Origin of the sequence: Streptomyces sp. NPDC090106, from assembly GCF_044747265.1 — a bacterium.
Taxonomy (GTDB): domain Bacteria; phylum Actinomycetota; class Actinomycetes; order Streptomycetales; family Streptomycetaceae; genus Streptomyces.
In genome coordinates this window covers 144393-160679 of the sequence record NZ_JBIVDS010000017.1, presented here as the reverse complement: position 1 = coordinate 160679, position 16287 = coordinate 144393, and the positions used below count along the sequence as shown (strand labels likewise).

At 69.9% G+C, this 16287-nt stretch carries 16 protein-coding genes; 7 read left to right on the top strand and 9 right to left on the bottom strand.

Annotated features, from left to right (window positions below; translation table 11 throughout):
• Positions 1-32 precede the first annotated feature (32 nt).
• Both ACIPSE_RS40460 and xylA read right to left on the bottom strand, forming a co-directional pair.
• Entirely contained in the window at positions 33-464 is a 432-nt protein-coding gene (locus tag ACIPSE_RS40460; RefSeq protein ID WP_401673399.1) for a hypothetical protein, read from the bottom strand.
• A 186-nt stretch (positions 465-650) separates the two neighbouring features.
• Complete coding sequence (gene xylA / locus ACIPSE_RS40455; protein WP_401673396.1) at positions 651-1817, bottom strand: xylose isomerase; 1167 nt, start codon at positions 1815-1817, stop codon at positions 651-653.
• 143 nt (positions 1818-1960) lie between these two features.
• On the opposite strand from xylA, the gene xylB reads away from it, so the two are divergent.
• The 7 genes from xylB to ACIPSE_RS40420 all read left to right on the top strand — a co-directional run bounded on the left by xylB (position 1961) and on the right by ACIPSE_RS40420 (position 10441).
• The gene (xylB, locus tag ACIPSE_RS40450; protein WP_401673394.1) at positions 1961-3406 is read left to right on the top strand and encodes a xylulokinase; all 1446 of its coding nucleotides are present in this window, start codon (positions 1961-1963) and stop codon (positions 3404-3406) included.
• Positions 3407-3461: 55 nt separating this feature from the next.
• Positions 3462-4673 carry an ROK family protein gene (locus ACIPSE_RS40445; RefSeq protein ID WP_401673392.1) on the top strand — a complete coding sequence of 404 codons (1212 nt, stop codon included), beginning with the start codon at positions 3462-3464 and terminating at the stop codon, positions 4671-4673.
• 249 nt (positions 4674-4922) lie between these two features.
• Complete coding sequence (locus tag ACIPSE_RS40440) at positions 4923-5522, top strand: N-acetylmuramoyl-L-alanine amidase (protein WP_401673390.1); 600 nt, start codon at positions 4923-4925, stop codon at positions 5520-5522.
• Between the two features lie 106 nt (positions 5523-5628).
• Positions 5629-6894, top strand: a complete 1266-nt coding sequence (locus ACIPSE_RS40435) for a GAF domain-containing protein (protein WP_401673388.1) — start codon at positions 5629-5631, stop codon at positions 6892-6894.
• An 87-nt stretch (positions 6895-6981) separates the two neighbouring features.
• Positions 6982-8505: an aldehyde dehydrogenase gene (gene adh / locus ACIPSE_RS40430; protein WP_401673386.1), complete on the top strand. Its 1524-nt coding sequence runs from the start codon at positions 6982-6984 to the stop codon at positions 8503-8505.
• A gap of 203 nt (positions 8506-8708) precedes the next feature.
• Positions 8709-9526, top strand: a protein-coding gene (locus ACIPSE_RS40425; RefSeq protein WP_401673384.1) for an IS5 family transposase whose coding sequence is annotated in 2 segments (ribosomal slippage) — positions 8709-9051 and positions 9051-9526 — 819 coding nt in all. Because the reading frame shifts where the segments join, the coding sequence is not laid out codon by codon here.
• A gap of 79 nt (positions 9527-9605) precedes the next feature.
• Positions 9606-10441 (top strand): IS5 family transposase gene (locus ACIPSE_RS40420; protein ID WP_401673382.1). Its coding sequence is split into 2 segments (ribosomal slippage): positions 9606-9951 and positions 9951-10441, totalling 837 coding nucleotides; the frame shifts between segments, so codons are not numbered across the junction.
• Here the strand turns inward: ACIPSE_RS40420 and ACIPSE_RS40415 are convergent.
• The 7 genes from ACIPSE_RS40415 to ACIPSE_RS40385 all read right to left on the bottom strand — a co-directional run bounded on the left by ACIPSE_RS40415 (position 10406) and on the right by ACIPSE_RS40385 (position 16189).
• Positions 10406-10810 carry a hypothetical protein gene (locus tag ACIPSE_RS40415; RefSeq protein ID WP_401673380.1) on the bottom strand — a complete coding sequence of 135 codons (405 nt, stop codon included), beginning with the start codon at positions 10808-10810 and terminating at the stop codon, positions 10406-10408. The two genes, ACIPSE_RS40420 and ACIPSE_RS40415, sit on opposite strands and share 36 nt — an antisense overlap.
• A gap of 909 nt (positions 10811-11719) precedes the next feature.
• The gene (locus ACIPSE_RS40410; protein WP_401673378.1) at positions 11720-11989 is read right to left on the bottom strand and encodes a hypothetical protein; all 270 of its coding nucleotides are present in this window, start codon (positions 11987-11989) and stop codon (positions 11720-11722) included.
• Between the two features lie 123 nt (positions 11990-12112).
• Entirely contained in the window at positions 12113-13249 is a 1137-nt protein-coding gene (locus ACIPSE_RS40405; protein ID WP_401673376.1) for a hypothetical protein, read from the bottom strand.
• Positions 13246-13554: a helix-turn-helix domain-containing protein gene (locus ACIPSE_RS40400; RefSeq protein ID WP_401673373.1), complete on the bottom strand. Its 309-nt coding sequence runs from the start codon at positions 13552-13554 to the stop codon at positions 13246-13248. Before ACIPSE_RS40400 ends, ACIPSE_RS40405 begins: the two co-directional genes overlap by 4 nt.
• Positions 13551-14294, bottom strand: coding sequence for a hypothetical protein (locus tag ACIPSE_RS40395; RefSeq protein ID WP_401673371.1), 744 nt, complete (start codon positions 14292-14294; stop codon positions 13551-13553). Before ACIPSE_RS40395 ends, ACIPSE_RS40400 begins: the two co-directional genes overlap by 4 nt.
• A 268-nt stretch (positions 14295-14562) precedes the next feature.
• The gene (locus tag ACIPSE_RS40390; RefSeq protein ID WP_401673369.1) at positions 14563-15360 is read right to left on the bottom strand and encodes a hypothetical protein; all 798 of its coding nucleotides are present in this window, start codon (positions 15358-15360) and stop codon (positions 14563-14565) included.
• 85 nt (positions 15361-15445) lie between these two features.
• Positions 15446-16189, bottom strand: a complete 744-nt coding sequence (locus ACIPSE_RS40385) for a Crp/Fnr family transcriptional regulator (RefSeq protein ID WP_401673367.1) — start codon at positions 16187-16189, stop codon at positions 15446-15448.
• Positions 16190-16287: the final 98 nt, after the last annotated feature.

Genomic DNA, 16287 nt, shown 5'->3' with positions numbered 1-16287 from the left:
TCGCGGGGCAGGCGGGACTGCGCGGACACGACCTAGAAGTCCGGGATCAGTGATTCCAGGCCGCTCGGGATCTCACTGGGGAACTCGCTCGGCAGCTCCGTGGGGAACTGGGAGGGCAGTGCGGTCGGCAGCTTGCTCGGCAGCTCCGTGGGCAGCTCGCTCGGCAGGTTCAGCGACGGGCTCGGCGAGGAACTCGTGCTCGTGCCGGGTTTCTCGTCGGGCGAGTCGTCGCTGCCGCCGGAGCCCATCAGCACGATGACGGCGACGGCGGCACCGGCCGCGAGCACGGCGAGCAGCACGAAGAGAAGCGGGGTGCGGCCCCGGCGCGGCCCTTCGGGTGGCGGCGGGGGCGGTTCCCAGGCTCCGTACGAGGTCGGTCCGTCGCTCCCCGGAGGGGGTCCGAAGCCGCCGCCGTAGGGCGGCGTGTCGTCCGGCGGCTGAGGCGGTACGGGCGGCATGGCCATACCGTCCAGAGTCGCCGCGAACCGGGCAGCAGGCGACCCCCGTACGGAAGTTGATACGGACTCATGCCATGGACCGCATGATTCCGGCGCATTCCGTACGGGGGTCGTGCGACCCGGCACCCGCGCGCGTGGCCGCCTGACTCGGCACGCGCGTGTGATGCCGGGCGCGCGTACGCGCGCGTGGCGTCAGCCGCGGGCGCCCAGCAGGTGGTCCATCGCCAGCTGGTCGAGCTGCTCGAAGGCCATGCCGCGCGCGGCGGCGGCCTCGACGTCGAACTCCTCGAAGGCCGTACGGTCGGCGAGGAGCGCCTTGAGGCCGTCGGCCGCCGTGGACTGCGCCAGCTCGTCCAGACGCGAGGCGCGCAGCGCTTCCTGGACCGCCGGGTCGGCGCGGAAGGCAGCCGCACGCTCCTTGAGGATCAGGTAGTTGCGCATGCAGCCCGCGGCGGACGCCCAGACGCCGTCGAGGTCCTCGGTGCGCGGCGGCTTGAAGTCGAAGTGCTTGGGGCCCGCGTAGCCGGCGCTCTCCAGCAGGTCGACCAGCCAGAAGGCGGACCGCAGGTCACCGGCGCCGAAGCGCAGGTCCTGGTCGTACTTGATGCCGGACTGGCCGTTGAGGTCGATGTGGAAGAGCTTGCCCGCCCACAGGGCCTGCGCGATGCCGTGCGGGAAGTTGAGCCCGGCCATCTGCTCGTGGCCGACCTCGGGGTTCACGCCGTACAGCTCGGGGCGCTCCAGGCGCTCGATGAACGCCAGCGCGTGGCCGACGGTCGGCAGGAGGATGTCGCCGCGCGGCTCGTTCGGCTTGGGCTCGATCGCGAACTTCAGGTCGTAGCCCTGCTCGGTGACGTACTCGCCGAGGAGGTCGAAGGCCTCCTTCATGCGGTCCAGGGCGACACGCACGTCCTTGGCGCCACCGGACTCGGCGCCCTCACGGCCGCCCCAGGCGACATAGGTCTCGGCGCCCAGCTCGGCGGCGAGGTCGATGTTGCGGATGGTCTTGCGCAGGGCGTAGCGGCGTACGTCGCGGTCGTTCGCGGTGAACGCGCCGTCCTTGAAGACGGGGTGCGTGAAGAGGTTGGTGGTGGCCATCGGCACCTTCATGCCGGTGGCGTCCAGGGCCTCGCGGAAACGCTTGATGTGCCCCTCGCGCTCACTGTCCGAGGACCCGAAGGGGATCAGGTCGTCGTCGTGGAAGGTCACACCGTGGGCGCCGAGCTCGGACAGGCGCTGCACCGTCTCGACGGGGTCGAGGGCCCGCCGCGTGGCGTCGCCGAACGGGTCCCTTCCCTGCCAGCCGACGGTCCACAGGCCGAAGGTGAACCTGTCCTCGGGGGTGGGCTGGTAGTTCATGCCGCGGCTCCTCGCTGGCTGACGACTGCTGCGCCACGACTATTTCGTCATGGCGGTTTACAAATTAGTATGCCCGAGCGTCTCAGGGAAGAGACAAGATGGCTCCGGAGAGAGTCATCTGCCGCACATGAGGGAGAAACCCGATGTCAGCAGCCGAGGGTCCGCTCGTCGTCGGCGTGGACACGTCCACGCAGTCCACCAAGGCCCTGGTCGTCGACGCGTCGACCGGCAGGGTGGTCGCCAGCGGCCAGGCGCCGCACACGGTGTCCGCCGGCGCCGGTCGCGAGAGCGATCCGCGCCAGTGGTGGGACGCCCTGTGCGAGGCCCTGAGCCAGTGCGGGGACGCGGCGTACGAGGCCGCCGCCGTCTCGATCGGCGGCCAGCAGCACGGCCTGGTGACGCTGGACGGGCGCGGCGAGCCGGTCCGCCCGGCGCTGCTGTGGAACGACGTGCGCTCGGCGCCGCAGACCAGGCGCCTGATCGACGAGCTGGGCGGCCCCAAGGCATGGGCGGAGCGCACCGGCAGCGTGCCGAGCACGTCCTTCACGGTCACCAAGTGGGCCTGGCTCGCCGAGCACGAGCCGGAGGCGATCCGCGCCACCCGGGCCGTCCGGCTCCCCCACGACTACCTGACCGAACGCCTGACCGGCCAGGACACCACCGACCGGGGCGACGCCTCCGGCACCGGCTGGTGGGCCTCGGCGACCGAGGCGTACGACGACGAGATCCTCGCCCACGTGGGCCTGGACCCGGCTCTGCTCCCCCGGGTGGTGCGCCCCGGCGAGATCGCCGGCACCGTGCGCGACAGCCATGACCTGCCGTTCTCCAAGGGCACCCTGGTCGCGCCCGGCACCGGCGACAACGCCGCCGCCGCGCTGGGCCTCGGGCTGCGGCCCGGCACCCCGGTCCTGAGCCTCGGCACATCGGGCACGGTGTACGCGGTGTCCAAGCGGCGCCCCGCCGACCCGACCGGCACCGTGGCGGGCTTCGCCGACGCGCACGGTGACTGGCTGCCGCTGGCGTGCACGCTGAACTGCACCCTGGCCGTCGACCGGGTGGCCGCGCTGCTGGGCCTGGACCGCGAGGCCGTGGAACCCTCTTCCGGCGTCACGCTCCTGCCCTACCTGGACGGCGAACGCACCCCGGCCCTCCCGGCCGCCTCCGGCCTGCTCTACGGGCTGCGGCACGACACCACCGGCGGGCAGCTCCTCCAGGCGTCCTACGACGGTGCCGTGCACGCCCTGCTCGAAGCGCTCGACCTGGTCCTCGACGAGGACGCCGACCGTACGGCACCGCTGCTGCTGATCGGCGGCGGCGCCCGGGGCCGGGCCTGGCAGGAGACCGTGCGGCGTCTCTCGGGCCGTCCCGTGCAGATCCCCGAGGCCAAGGAGCTGGTCGCGCTCGGCGCGGCGGCCCAGGCCGCGGGCCTGCTGACCGGCGAGGACCCGGCGGCGGTCGCCCGGCGCTGGAACACGACGGCCGGTCCCGTACTGGACGCCGTGGAGCGGGACGAGGAGACGATGGCGCGGATCTCCGGGGTACTCTCCGACGCGGCTCCGCTGCTGGAAGGCGCGCCGCGGACCCGCTGACCGACCCCCGGGTCACCGACCGCCGGATCACCGACCACTGAGGACTGACGGAGGCATGACCGCACCGCTGCACGAGTCGCACCCGGCCGGACCGGGGCGCGCGCTGCCCGACACCCAGCAGGGCATGCGCCGCCGCAACCTGGCCCGGGTGATGCACACCGTCAGCGCCGAGGGACCGCTGTCCCGTGCGGCCGTCGCCTCCCGCATCGGGCTGACGCGCGCCGCCGTGTCGACCCTGGTGGACGAGCTGATACGCGCCGGCCTGCTGGAGGAACTCGGCCCCGAACGGCCGGGCCGGGTGGGCCGGCCCGGCTCCGCGCTCGCCGTCAGCGGGCACGGCCCGGCGGGGATAGGCGCCGAGGTCGGTGTCGACCATCTGGCGGTCTGCGCGGTCGATCTGCGCGGCCAGGTCCGTGCCAGGGCCGTACGGCACGGCGGGAACCGGGGCCGCTCCCCCGGGCCGGTGCTCGGTGAACTCGCGGAGCTGGTGGCCCGGGTCGTCGCCGAGGCGGAGGGCGAGGGCCTGTGGCCCGCGGGACTCGCGGTGGCGGTGCCGGGCCTGGTGGCCCGCGACGCCCGGACCGTCGTGCGCGCCCCGAACCTCGACTGGCACGACACCGACCTCGGCGCCCTCCTGCCGTCCGCCTATCCGCTGACGGTGGACAACGAGGCCAATTTCGGCGCCTTGGCGGAACTCTGGCTCGGCGACGCCACCCCGCAGGACTTCCTGCACGTGTCGGCGGAGATCGGCATCGGCGCGGCGCTCGTCGTGGCGGGCGGACTGCTGCGCGGGCGGCGGGGGTTCGCGGGCGAGCTGGGTCATGTGCCGGTGGAGCCGGAAGGACCTGCGTGCCCGTGCGGCGGACGCGGCTGCCTGGAGCAGTACGCCGGCGAGGAGGCGGTGTTGCGGGCGGCGGGCCTCGAACCGGGCGGTGACCGCGTCGGACTGCTCGCCACCCGTGCCGCCGAGGGCGACGAGAACGTACGGCGGGCCCTGCGCGACGCGGGACGGGCCCTGGGGGTCGCGCTGACGGGGGCGGTCAATCTGCTGGACCCCGAGAGCGTCGTGCTCGGCGGTGAGCTGTCCGGGCTGGCGCCCTGGCTGCTGCCCTCGCTGGAGGCCGAACTGGCGCGCCGCACGGCGGGACCGGCCTGCCCGGTGTCCGTGTCCCGGCTCGGGCCCGAGGGCCCTCTGCTGGGGGCCGCGCACTCGGTGGTGCGGGCCGTCCTGGACGATCCCGCGGCCGTGCCGGAACGAGCGGCCTGACTCGGGGACTTCAGGACTCCGGAACTCCATGACATCGGGGCTCCGGATGCGAATCACCCTGGTGGGTGAGGGAGTTGTCCACATCCCCGCGGCCGTCCACCGGAACACGGCACCCCCTTCTGCCCACCTGGCCGGCGCCGTAGCGTGAGGCACACCAAGGACCAAGGCATGCCAAGGCACACCAGGAGCAACAGAACGGAGCGGAACACCCATGAGTGAAGTGCGCGAGCCGGCCGCGAAGCCGGGCCGGTGAAGTCCCTCCCCCCGAGCAGGCGACGCGTCCTGCGGGGTGCCGCGCTCGCCGTCGTCCCCTACGCGCTGCTGCCCGCCCGGCGCGCGGAAGCCGACCCACACCCCGTGGACGACCCGGACGCCGAGTGGGAACCCGCGAGCCCCGCCAACTACACCCCGGCGAACCGCCCCGCGTCCCACCCCGTCGACCTCGTGATCATCCACGTCACGCAGACGACCTACCGCACGACCCTGGGCGTCTTCCTGGGCCCGAGCAAGGAGGTCTCCGCCCACTACGTCGTCCGCTCCTGGGACGGCAACCTCGCGCAGTGCGTCCGCGAGGCGGACATCGCCTGGCACGCGGGCGACTGGGATCACAACACCCGCAGCATCGGCATCGAGCACGAGGGCTGGGTGGACCAGCCCGGCTACTTCACGGACGCCCTCTACGAGCGGTCGGCGCGGCTGACCGCGGGGATCTGCGGCAGACACGGGATACCCGTGGACCGGGAGCACATCATCGGGCACTACGAGGTCCCGGGCACGGACCACACCGACCCCGGGCCGTATTGGGACTGGGCGCGGTACCTACGGCTCGTCGAACGGTTCGCACAGTGACATCGTTCGGCTGATCCGCGCCGAAGAGGTTGTCCGCGCACGTACTCGGAGTGACGATGGCAGCGTTCACGTCGTCGCCACGTCAACGCCGTTCGGGGAGGCCGAGTTGACCGATCCGTGGGTGGCCCTGGAGCCGGGGGCCGATCCCGCCGAGCGGGTCCGGATTCTGCGCCGGGCCCATGAGGCGTTCACCGAGGCCGGCACCGTGCCGAGACCGGTCCGGCCGGTGGTGGCCGACTCGTGGCGGCGTTCGGCGCGGGCCGGGGTCGGGCCCGACGGGACGGCCAGCGTGGAGCTGATGGACGGTGACCTGGGCGCGTACCGGGCGGAGCACCCGCTGTCCAGGGTGATGCCGCTCTTCCGGGAGCTGCTGGGCACGTTCGCCGCCGACGGCGAGCATCTGCTCGCGGTGTGCGACGCGCACGGCAGGCTGCTCTGGGTCGAGGGCCACGCCTCGACCCGGCACAAGGCGGGGCTGATGAACTTCGTGCCCGGCGCGCGCTGGGCGGAGAGCGCCGTCGGGACGAACGCGCCCGGGACGGCGGTCGCCGTGGGCCGTCCGGTGCAGGTGTTCGCCGCCGAGCACTTCATCCGTCAGGTGCAGCCGTGGACGTGCGCGGCAGCTCCCGTGCACGACCCGCGGACGGGGCGGGTCCTCGGTGCGGTCGACATCACCGGCGGGAACGGGCTGGCGCATCCGCACAGTCTGGGACTCGTGCAGGCGGTGGCCCGTGCCGCCGAGTCCCATCTGGCGCTGCTGGCACCGGAGTCCCCGGCCGCGGACCTCCCGGAGCTGACCGCGCTGGGCCGTGACGAGGCACGCCTCAGCACCGGCGGCCGGTCGGTGCGGCTCAGCCGCCGGCACAGCGAGATCCTCGTCCTGCTCTCCCGCCACCCGGAGGGCCTGACCGGCGACGAACTCCTGTGCGCGCTCTACGAGGACGAGTCGGTGACCCCGGTGACGCTGCGCGCCGAGCTGGCCCGGCTGCGCCGCGTCCTCGGTCCGGGGCTGCTGGCCTCGCGCCCGTACCGGCTCACCGTGCCCGTCGGGTCGGACGTGGCGGTGGTGGAGCGGCGGCTGGAGACCGGCGCGGTCACCGCCGCGGCGACCGCGTACAGCGGCCCGCTGCTGCCCGCCTCCACGGCACCCGCGGTGGTCCGGCTGCGGCACCGCCTCGCCGACGGGCTGCGCACGGCGCTCATCGCGCGCGGTGACCCGGACCTGCTGGCGGACTGGGCGCACACACCGTGGGGCGAGGACGACTTCGAGGTGTGGCGGGCGCTGGCGGCGACGCGGCCGACACCGACGGTCCGCGCGCGGCTCGCGGCGCTGGAGGCGGAGCTGGCGGTGCCGGGCGGACGACCCTGGTAGGCAACGTAGTTGCAACGTCCGCGTTCCTAGCCTCACGCGCAGAGCTGCCCAACGGCGGGCAGCGCTGCTAGGAGGAGGCAGGCCAGCATGACCCGTTACGCGGCGCCCGGCACCGAGGGCGCGATCGTCTCCTATCAGGCGCGCTACGACCACTTCATCGGCGGCGAGTGGGTACCGCCGGTGCGCGGGCAGTACTTCGAGAACCCGTCGCCGGTGAACGGGCAGCCGTTCACGGAGATCGCGCGCGGTACGGCGGAGGACGTCGAGCGGGCGCTGGACGCGGCGCACGCGGCGGCCCCCGGCTGGGGGCGCACGTCGGTGACCGAGCGATCCGACATCCTCCTGAAGATCGCCGACCGCATGGAGGCGAACCTGGAGAAGCTGGCCGTCGCGGAGAGCTGGGAGAACGGCAAGCCGGTCCGGGAGACCCTCGCCGCCGACATCCCGCTGGCCATCGACCACTTCCGTTACTTCGCGGGCGCCATCCGCGCGCAGGAGGGCTCGCTGGGCGAGGTCGACGACGACACGGTGGCGTACCACTTCCACGAGCCGCTCGGTGTGGTCGCGCAGATCATCCCGTGGAACTTCCCCATCCTGATGGCGACCTGGAAGCTGGCGCCGGCGCTCGCGGCGGGCAACGCGGTCGTCATCAAGCCGGCCGAGCAGACACCGGCGTCCATCCACTACTGGATGAGCCTGATCGCGGACCTGCTGCCGCCGGGCGTGGTCAACATCGTCAACGGCTTCGGGGTGGAGGCGGGCAAGCCGCTCGCGTCCAGCCCGCGAGTGGCCAAGGTGGCGTTCACCGGTGAGACCACCACGGGGCGGCTGATCATGCAGTACGCCTCGGAGAACATCAAGCCGGTCACGCTGGAGCTGGGCGGCAAGTCGCCCAACATCTTCTTCGACGACGTGTGGGCCCACGACGACGACTTCCGCGACAAGGCCCTCGAAGGCTTCACCATGTTCGCCCTCAACCAGGGCGAGGTGTGCACCTGTCCGTCCCGGGCACTCGTCCAGCGGGGCAACTACGCCGAGTTCGTCGAGGCGGCCGTGGCCCGCACCGAACTCATCGTCCCCGGCCACCCCCTCGACACCGACACGATGATCGGCGCCCAGGCGTCCAACGACCAGCTGGAGAAGATCCTCTCCTACCTCGACATCGGCCGCCAGGAAGGCGCGAAGGTCCTCACCGGCGGACAACGCATCGAGCACGACGGTGAGCTGAAGGGCGGCTACTACGTCCAGCCGACCATCTTCGAGGGCGACAACCGTATGCGGATCTTCCAGGAGGAGATCTTCGGCCCGGTCGTCTCCGTGGCCTCGTTCGACGACTTCGACGACGCCATCAAGATCGCCAACGACACCCTGTACGGCCTCGGCGCGGGCGTGTGGACCCGCGACATCAACACCGCGTACCGCGCGGGCCGCGCCATCCAGGCCGGCCGCGTCTGGACGAACTGCTACCACGCCTACCCGGCCCACGCGGCCTTCGGCGGCTACAAGCAGTCCGGCATCGGCCGGGAGACCCACAAGATGATGCTGGAGCACTACCAGCAGACGAAGAACCTGCTCGTCTCGTACTCTCCGCAGAAGCTCGGCTTCTTCTAGACAAAGGAAAAGGGGCGTCTGACCAGGAAAGATGCCTGCCAGACGCCCCTCTCGCAGCAAAACTACTCGGCGAGTCGAAACGCTCCCTTACTCCTGATATCTCCCACTGCTATCCCACCTTCGATCAGCCGTTCCGGGGCATTTCCGGGCCAGGGTCCCGCTAAGACCGTGTCCTACGTGGTGAGGCGGTCGTTGGTTCGTTCATGGGGCGGGGTACGTGGAGTTGGATTGTTCCGGACGGGCTATGGGAGATCGCGAAGCCGCTGATCCCTCCGTCACGGGTGCGTCCGCAGGGCGGCGGGACACAGGACACGCCTGATGAGACACTGTTCGCGGCGATCGTCTATGTACTGGTCAGCGGTTGCGCCTGGCGCCAACTACCGCCTTGCTTCGGGATATCGAAGTCGACCGCCCACCGACGGTTCCTGATCTGGTCGAGAGCCGGAGTCTGGGGACGGCTGCACGAAGCCGTGCTGCACCGCCTCGACGATGCCGGCCTCATCGACGTCACCCGCGTCGTACTGGACACTGCCCACGTCCGGGCTAAAAAGGGGGCGAACACACAGGTCTGAGCCCCGTGGACCGGGGCAAGCCGGGTTCCAAGATGCACGTCCTGTCGGACGCGAACGGACTGCCCCTCGTCGTCGGCCTCTCGGCCGGCAACGTCCACGACAGCGAAGGGCTGAAGCCCATGGTCGAGGGCCACCAAACGCAACACGACCCCTACCGCGGACGGTACTTCAAGCCGCAGCGGCTGCACGCGGATAAGGCCTACGACGTTCCCCACCTGCGGAGATGGTTGTGGGGCAAACACATCGGCGTGCGTATTGCCCGCAAGGGGGTCGAGTCCAGTGAACGATTAGGGCGTCGGAGATGGGTGATCGAGCGCACGATGTCGTGGCTGTCCGGCTACCGCAGGCTCAGCCCCCGCTACGAGCGCAACCCCCGCAACTACCTGGGCTTTCTCGGACTCGCGGCAGCCCTGTGCTGTTACAAGCGACTCGTCCGCCTCACCACGTAGGACACGGTCTAAGAACTCCTAACGGAATGATCTTTGAGGTGGTTGGATCACTTCGGGGCGGTCGATCTGGGGGTGTGGGGTGGCTCGGCGGAAGCCGTGGGACGTCGATGACGAGCTGTGGGCGGTGATCGAGCCGCTACTGCCGAAGATCGAACGTCGCACTCGTCATCCCGGGCGGAAGCGTCATCCGGACCGGCTGGTGTTCCGGGGCATCCTGTTCGTGCTGCATACCGGGATCGCCTGGGAACACCTGCCGCAGGAACTCGGCTTCGGTTCGGACATGACGTGCTGGCGACGCCTGGCCGAGTGGACCGAAGCCGGCGTGTGGCCCCGGCTCCACGAAGCGCTCTTGGCCAAGCTCCGCAGTGCGGACGCCTTGGACCTCTCCCGGGCGGCGGTCGACGGCTCCCACATCCGGGCGCTAAAAGGGGACCCAAGACGGGACGAAGCCCTGTTGACCGGGGCAGGACGGGCAGTAGGCACCACCTGATCACGGACGCCACCGGCATCCCGCTCGCGGTCACCCTGACCGGTGGCAACCTCAACGACGTCACCCAGCTCATCCCGCTGCTCCAGGCAGTGCCGCCCGTGCGGGGCAAGCGCGGCCGACCCCGGCGCCGCCCGGACGTCGTGCTCGGTGACCGCGGCTACGACCACGACAAGTACCGCCACCTCATCCGCGCGCTCGGCGTGAAGCCACTGATCGCGCGACGCGGAACCGAACACGGCTCCGGACTCGGAACTCAACGCTGGGTTGTAGAGCGCGCCTTCGCCCACCTGCACTGGTTCCGCCGCCTGCGGATCCGCTGGGAGATCCGCGACGACATTCACGAAGCCTTCCTCACCCTGGGATGCGTACTCATCTGCTGGCGACGCCTGTCACAGCCGACCCGATCTCTGACCCTCTCCCAGTAGCCATTCCCGGACCGACGAAGCTTGGTCAAGAAGCTGTCTGACTTGCATTCCCTCTTCGCGTGAGGTCACCTTCGGCAGCGGGACGAAGTCGTCGGGGGTGACGTCCAACCAGCTCACCACGCGGTCTCCCGTACGCAGAGCGATCAGCAGTTCCCACCGCACTTGATCGGGAACGTCAGGGCGGTGGGACAGGGTGTGCCACAGGGCCGGCCACAGATAGTGGGTGCCGTCGGGCGCCACATTCGCCCGCACCCACGTTGGATCCAATCGCTGGCTCAGGCAGAGGACTTCCGCCCGCTCCTCCAGCCGGAACAGCGAGGCCGAATCGATGACCTTCACCTCGCGCGGCAGCGGCCGCTCAACATTCATCGCCCCATGCTCCCCGACAACAAATTACATTGGGCACCCAACCCCAAAGAGTCATTCCGTTAGGAGTTCTTAGCCACCAGAACTGGAACCTCAGAGATGGGGCAAGTCAAGATGTCACCCGATCGTGCATCAGACCCTATGGCTGAATCGCATAGGCGAGTAAGGGCTTGCTGATGCGAAGCCCCTGGTTAATCGACGCTCGATGATCGAGCGTCACCGAGTTCGGCGTGAACATGACTATCGACTCGGTGGCGGCAAATGAACCGAGTGATGACAACCGATGAACCACAGGCATCGACGTGAGCTCGTTCAGTGCCTGCGCGATGCACCTTTGGCGTGGTCGCGGATACTGTCGAGGACTGCGTTCGACGAGACGGACTGCGGCACAGGATGTCTCCCCGGGGTGGGTTGGGGTTCATTAGATCGAGAACCGTTCCGGGAACGACGCGCCGCTGCTGTCGCTGCCTGGCCCTTTGACCGGCGTGATTCCTTCAGCAACAGAGCAGTGTCACATCGCGACGGATACTCATCCTGCGACACTGCCTGGAGCGCTGAATGGGTCTGTCGGGCGGCTTTCTCCGCCTAGCCGTCACGGAGTGAGCATCACGACGCCGTGGGCCTTACTGGCTCTAACAAAAGCGGTTTCATCATGCGACTGTCGACCTGACCGCTCATTGACGAGGGCACGGAGAAGTGCAGGCGGCAGCAACTCGCCAGCCCCACCCTGCTGTCGGACTCTGTGGATGAGGTCTGTGGTGTCGTCGAGCAGGCCATGTTCTCCGGTCGGTGTGGCCTCGGCCGGGTGCTGGCGGGCGAAGGCCTCGGCCTCCGGGCGGGCCTCGCGCAGCATGTCCCAGAGCTGTGTCGCCTTCTTCGCCGGGGGGGGACCGCGCAGCGGCGGGCGTAAGCCTAGGGCTGTTGAAGGACGGTGCACAAGTCGTCGACCGTGACATGGTCGCCCGTGCAGTTCTTCTTGGCGGAGAACTGCACGGCGAGGGCGATGAGGCGGTCGAAGCCGTCGCGGCCCAGTGCGCGCGGCCCTTCGGTGGCCAGGTCCAGTGCGAACTGCCGGCCCACGCCATTGCTGACGGTGTCGTGCTCCATGACGTGGAACCGTTCCTCGAGCAGGATGTTGATGAGTGTGCCCGCGATAAAGTTGGGCTTGTCGATCACATACACGGAGACGCGGTCGCGCAGGGGGCCGCCGGGTGCCAGCAGTTCGCCTAGTATCCGGCGGCGCTGGCCGACTCCACGACACAGGACCCGGGCCTCTGAGGAAGCCCGGGTCCCTGCCAAGCAGTGTCATGCGGTGGTGCCATGCGCCAGCGCACGGGCCTTGGCCGCCCACTCCCCCATCCTCGAGATAGCGGAGGTCAGTTGCTTCACTGCGCCGGAGATCTCCTTCACCGGCTTGCGGAGGTACCGGCTGACCCGAAGCATGCCGACCGCCGAGGTGCCGAAGGATCCGATCTGAGCCAGACCCTCCTGGGCCGCCTCGTCCAAGGACATCAGCTGTTCCAGGAACTCCTCCGTTCCCTCACCACGCTCGTCGGGCGGCGTCATCTCGATGAGCCCCAGCGCGGCCCGCACCCCGCTGTCCAGAGTCACCATCCGCTCCGCAAACGCAGCGGCGACGGTGTTGAGTTCGCTCGCCGGTGCACTGATCGTCTCCGCGTACCGGGCGACGGCAGCGAGTTGAGCGCTCGCGGGCGCGTTCGCCTGGCTCAGATCGCCCATCTCGGTACTGGACTGTTCGGTCAGCGCTCCGATCGTCTCGATCGTCTTCGTGATCGCCTCCATGTCGGCGTCCATCTCGGCCAGCCCGTCCTCGATCACGGCGAAGTCGTCGAGCAGGCCAGGCGAATCCTCGTCCTCCCTCTTTCCGCCCTCGTCAGTCTCGGACGCGGGGTCCGGTCCGACTCCGGCCTGGAGTCCACGCAGCACCCGCGCCGGCGTGAGGAGTTCAAAGCCCTCCCGGAGCCCGGCCTCCAGGGCGCTCTCGATCTCCTTGCGCGCTCCGGCCAGATGGCTGCCCGTCCGCTCGTAGTGGATCGTCCTGATCGACGCGATGTCGAAGGGCAGTTGACCGACCTCGCCTATATGGATCGTCGGCTTGCCTGTGATGTGCCGCAGTCCCAGTTCGTACATCACATTGGGGTTGCCGCCGCTGACGTCCGCGACGACGAGGTCGGATTCGACGACGTACCTGCAGATCTGCTCGTTGATGTCACCGGCGTGCGCGATGCCGTCCGCGCGAAGGGTACTGATGTCGTACTTCTCGCAGGCGGGGACGATCACCTGCTCGAAGACGCGCAGGTGATGCTCGTACGCCTCGCGCTCCGGGCTGCCGTGCGCGGCATGCGAGTCACCGATGGGGCCGACGACGAAGCACCTCAGCGGCTGGTCGGACTCCTGTCGAAGCGTCTGTGACGTGATCATGCGCGAACCTCCGATACGTGAGCGTGGATGTCGTGGGACTGGGCTGCGGACACCGTGTCGTCCTCGAGCGGGACGGCGTACACCGGCCGTTCCTCGATACCGAGGGTGCGCAACAGGTAGGCCGTGGGAATGCGGTAGCGTCCACCGACCCGCATCACGGGGCAGGGAAAGGCACCGAGGCGGATCAGCTTGTAGGCGGTCGCAGGGCAGATCCCGAATGCGCGGGCGGCGGTGCGCAGATCGACGACCAAGGGCAGGTCGAAGGCCTCCGCGAAGCCGACCGGCGGGCCGGACCGCGCGCTCACCGGTGGGCTCCCGCAGGGCGCAGGACAAGCGTGCCGATGAGATCGGCCTCCTCGTGCCGACGAGCCCGGAACACCAGATCGGGCAGGCGGGTACCGGACTGCCGACCGCCTTGCCGAGGGCGCGGCTCGGCGAAGCAGATCGTGGCGTAGAGGCCTTCACGGCGGGGCGGTGGCGTGATGTGCAGATGCCAGCCTTCGGGCGGGGTGGGTCGCTCCTCCGACGGAACGGTAGTTTTCCGAGCCTCGGCCAAGGCAAGGATGTCGACGACAGGGATCTCCCGCGTGACGCGCCTCGCGTAGGCCCACATCCGGTTCACCGTCTCCTTGGTCAGACAGCGGCCCACATCCGGGGTGTCCGGATCCATCGTGTCGAGGGCAGCCAGCACGGCCAGGACTGCCTCCGCCTCGAGATCCGCCTGATCCAGCCGGCGCCAGAGGCGCAGAATCCGGTGCAGGTTCCGGTACAGCCCCGGGAGGGCGAGCCAGACGACCAGCAGCCGTCCGGAGCCATGGCCGTCCCGGGGTTCCCGCCGCGCATCGGTGACGGCCTGCCGCCAGACGGCCGAGCCCAGCACCGCGTTCCTTCGCGGGCCATACAGCGCGCCCCTGCTCTCTTCCAGGGAGAGCGAGAGCACTTGCGGGCCGACATGGACCGTGAGGGGCGGTCGTGTGGCGTCAGGCGGTCCCAGGACCTCGCGGTCGATCCGAGCGAAGACCGTTCCGGGTCCGGTCGAGGTCATGCCTCCTCCTTTCCGGCCGCGTCGGACCGGAGATACGACAGGGCAGCAGCGGCTCGGCCGCAGGCATGTGCGAGGTCGGTCAGGGCTGACTTCACAGCCGTGTGCCAGGCTTTGCCGACCGGGTGAGGCATGGCGTTCCGGTGCCCGGAACGTGCGGCGGGCGCGTGGAAGTGGATACCGCCGTACACGGCATGGCCTACGTTCACGCCGTAGTCCGCCCACTGGTTGTCGCCCCGCTCGCGCCAACGCGGGGCGTCGGAGGGGGCCTTCACCGCACAGGCCAGGGGCCGGGCGGTGGAGGCGGGACGGGAAGGCCGACCGTGAGACCACCAACGACGTCGCCGCCGACGGCGGCCCCCTGGTGGACGTGCTGTGACAGGGCCGTCCGGCTGGGTGTGTCGCCCTCGTTCGGGGACGCCGGCCTGTGCCCCGGCGCCTTCGCCAGGGCCGACCGCATCTCGTCCGGGCCATGGCCCGGCACTCGGATCCAGCCGTAGCCGCCGAATTCCTTCACCTGCACGTGGACCCTCATGTACTGCGCAGGATCGAGGTCTCGCCACCCGGCCCGGACGACGTCCTGGTACAGCCGGTCCGAGACAATGGCAGCGAGATGCGCGGTGGTGAGGTTGGCGAGTACGGAGCGGAGCTGGGGCGCGTCGAGGTAGCGCGCCACAGCGACTGGGGCCGGGCCCGCGTGCCCCAGCGCTGCGTCCAAGGCCACACCGGTGTCCACGGACAGCCGCAGCCTGATCCGCACAGTGCCCGGTCGGGCATTGTGCTCGCCGAGGCGGGCGGCGAGATGGTGAACCAAGGGGCCGAGAACGACGCCTTCCGGCGTGAGCTCAGGGAGGACGGCGAACTCCAGGTCCCCCTGCGGCTGACGCGTCCAGGTCGCCCGGTCCAGCCCGGCCGATGCCGCTGCCTCGTCGAGCAGCCGGACCAGCTCGGACTGGACGACGCACTGCGTGCGGGTGTCCAGACGGCTGTACTGCTCCACGTCCGCGGCCAGGCACAGACGACGAGGCGTCAGGCCGTTCGGCGGGCAGGGGTGGGATAGCTCTTTCACTACAACTCGCCACCTTCCAGGAGGAGTTGGGTGCGGTGCACGCCAACTGTGGACGGAAGGAGCGGGAACGGCTGTCCAAGCCGTATTAGTGCGGTTTGCTTGCGCTGCTCCCGGGAGTCGCACTCAGCCCAGCTGCCTGGCGCAGGCGTTCCATGTCCTCAACGGAGGTCTTCCGGTCACCGGTGGTGATGATGTTGCGTCTGCGCAGGTGAGCGAGGGCCTTGTGCACGGTGTCCGTCGTGGACGCAGCAAGGGCGGCAAACTCCGACTGGGACAAGTCCACATCGATGCACACCTTGTTCCAATTGGGCCCCCTGAATGTCCCTGCGGGTCGCCCGCACGACTCCGCCAGCTCGACGAGGACGCGTGCCAGCCGAACCCGGACCGGGTATCTGCCCAGCTCGAGTCGCAGACGGTCGGATCGACTCAGCCGACCGCATGCCATCCGGTAGAGCGACAGCGACATCTCTGGATGAGTGAGCAGAAAGTCCCTGAGCTCACGGCTCGGGATGACAGTGGCGAGCACATCACCGCAGGCCGTGACCGTGGCCGAGCGCGGTCCGAGGCCCACTGCGGCCCTCTCGCCCACGACGTCTCCTGCACTCCAGATGTCCACGAGTGACTCCCGGTCATGGTCCAGCCGAGCGGTCACCTTCACCAAGCCCTCGTGGAGGACGACCAGTTCCTGATCGTGGTCGCCCTCATGGATGAGTACGTCTCCCCCGGCGTAGCGGCGTCGCGTACCGAGGCAGCTGAACGCCGTGCGCGCCTCAGGCGACAGCATGCCGAGGAAGGACGCACGGCTGTACGGATTCGAGCCCTGTGTCATCTGCACAGCACAGCACTCGGTCGCCCCGGCAGCGGTCGTTTTCGCCTCCGTCCCCGAGCGCGCCGGACGCACGCCGGGGCGCGCCACGGCGCACGACG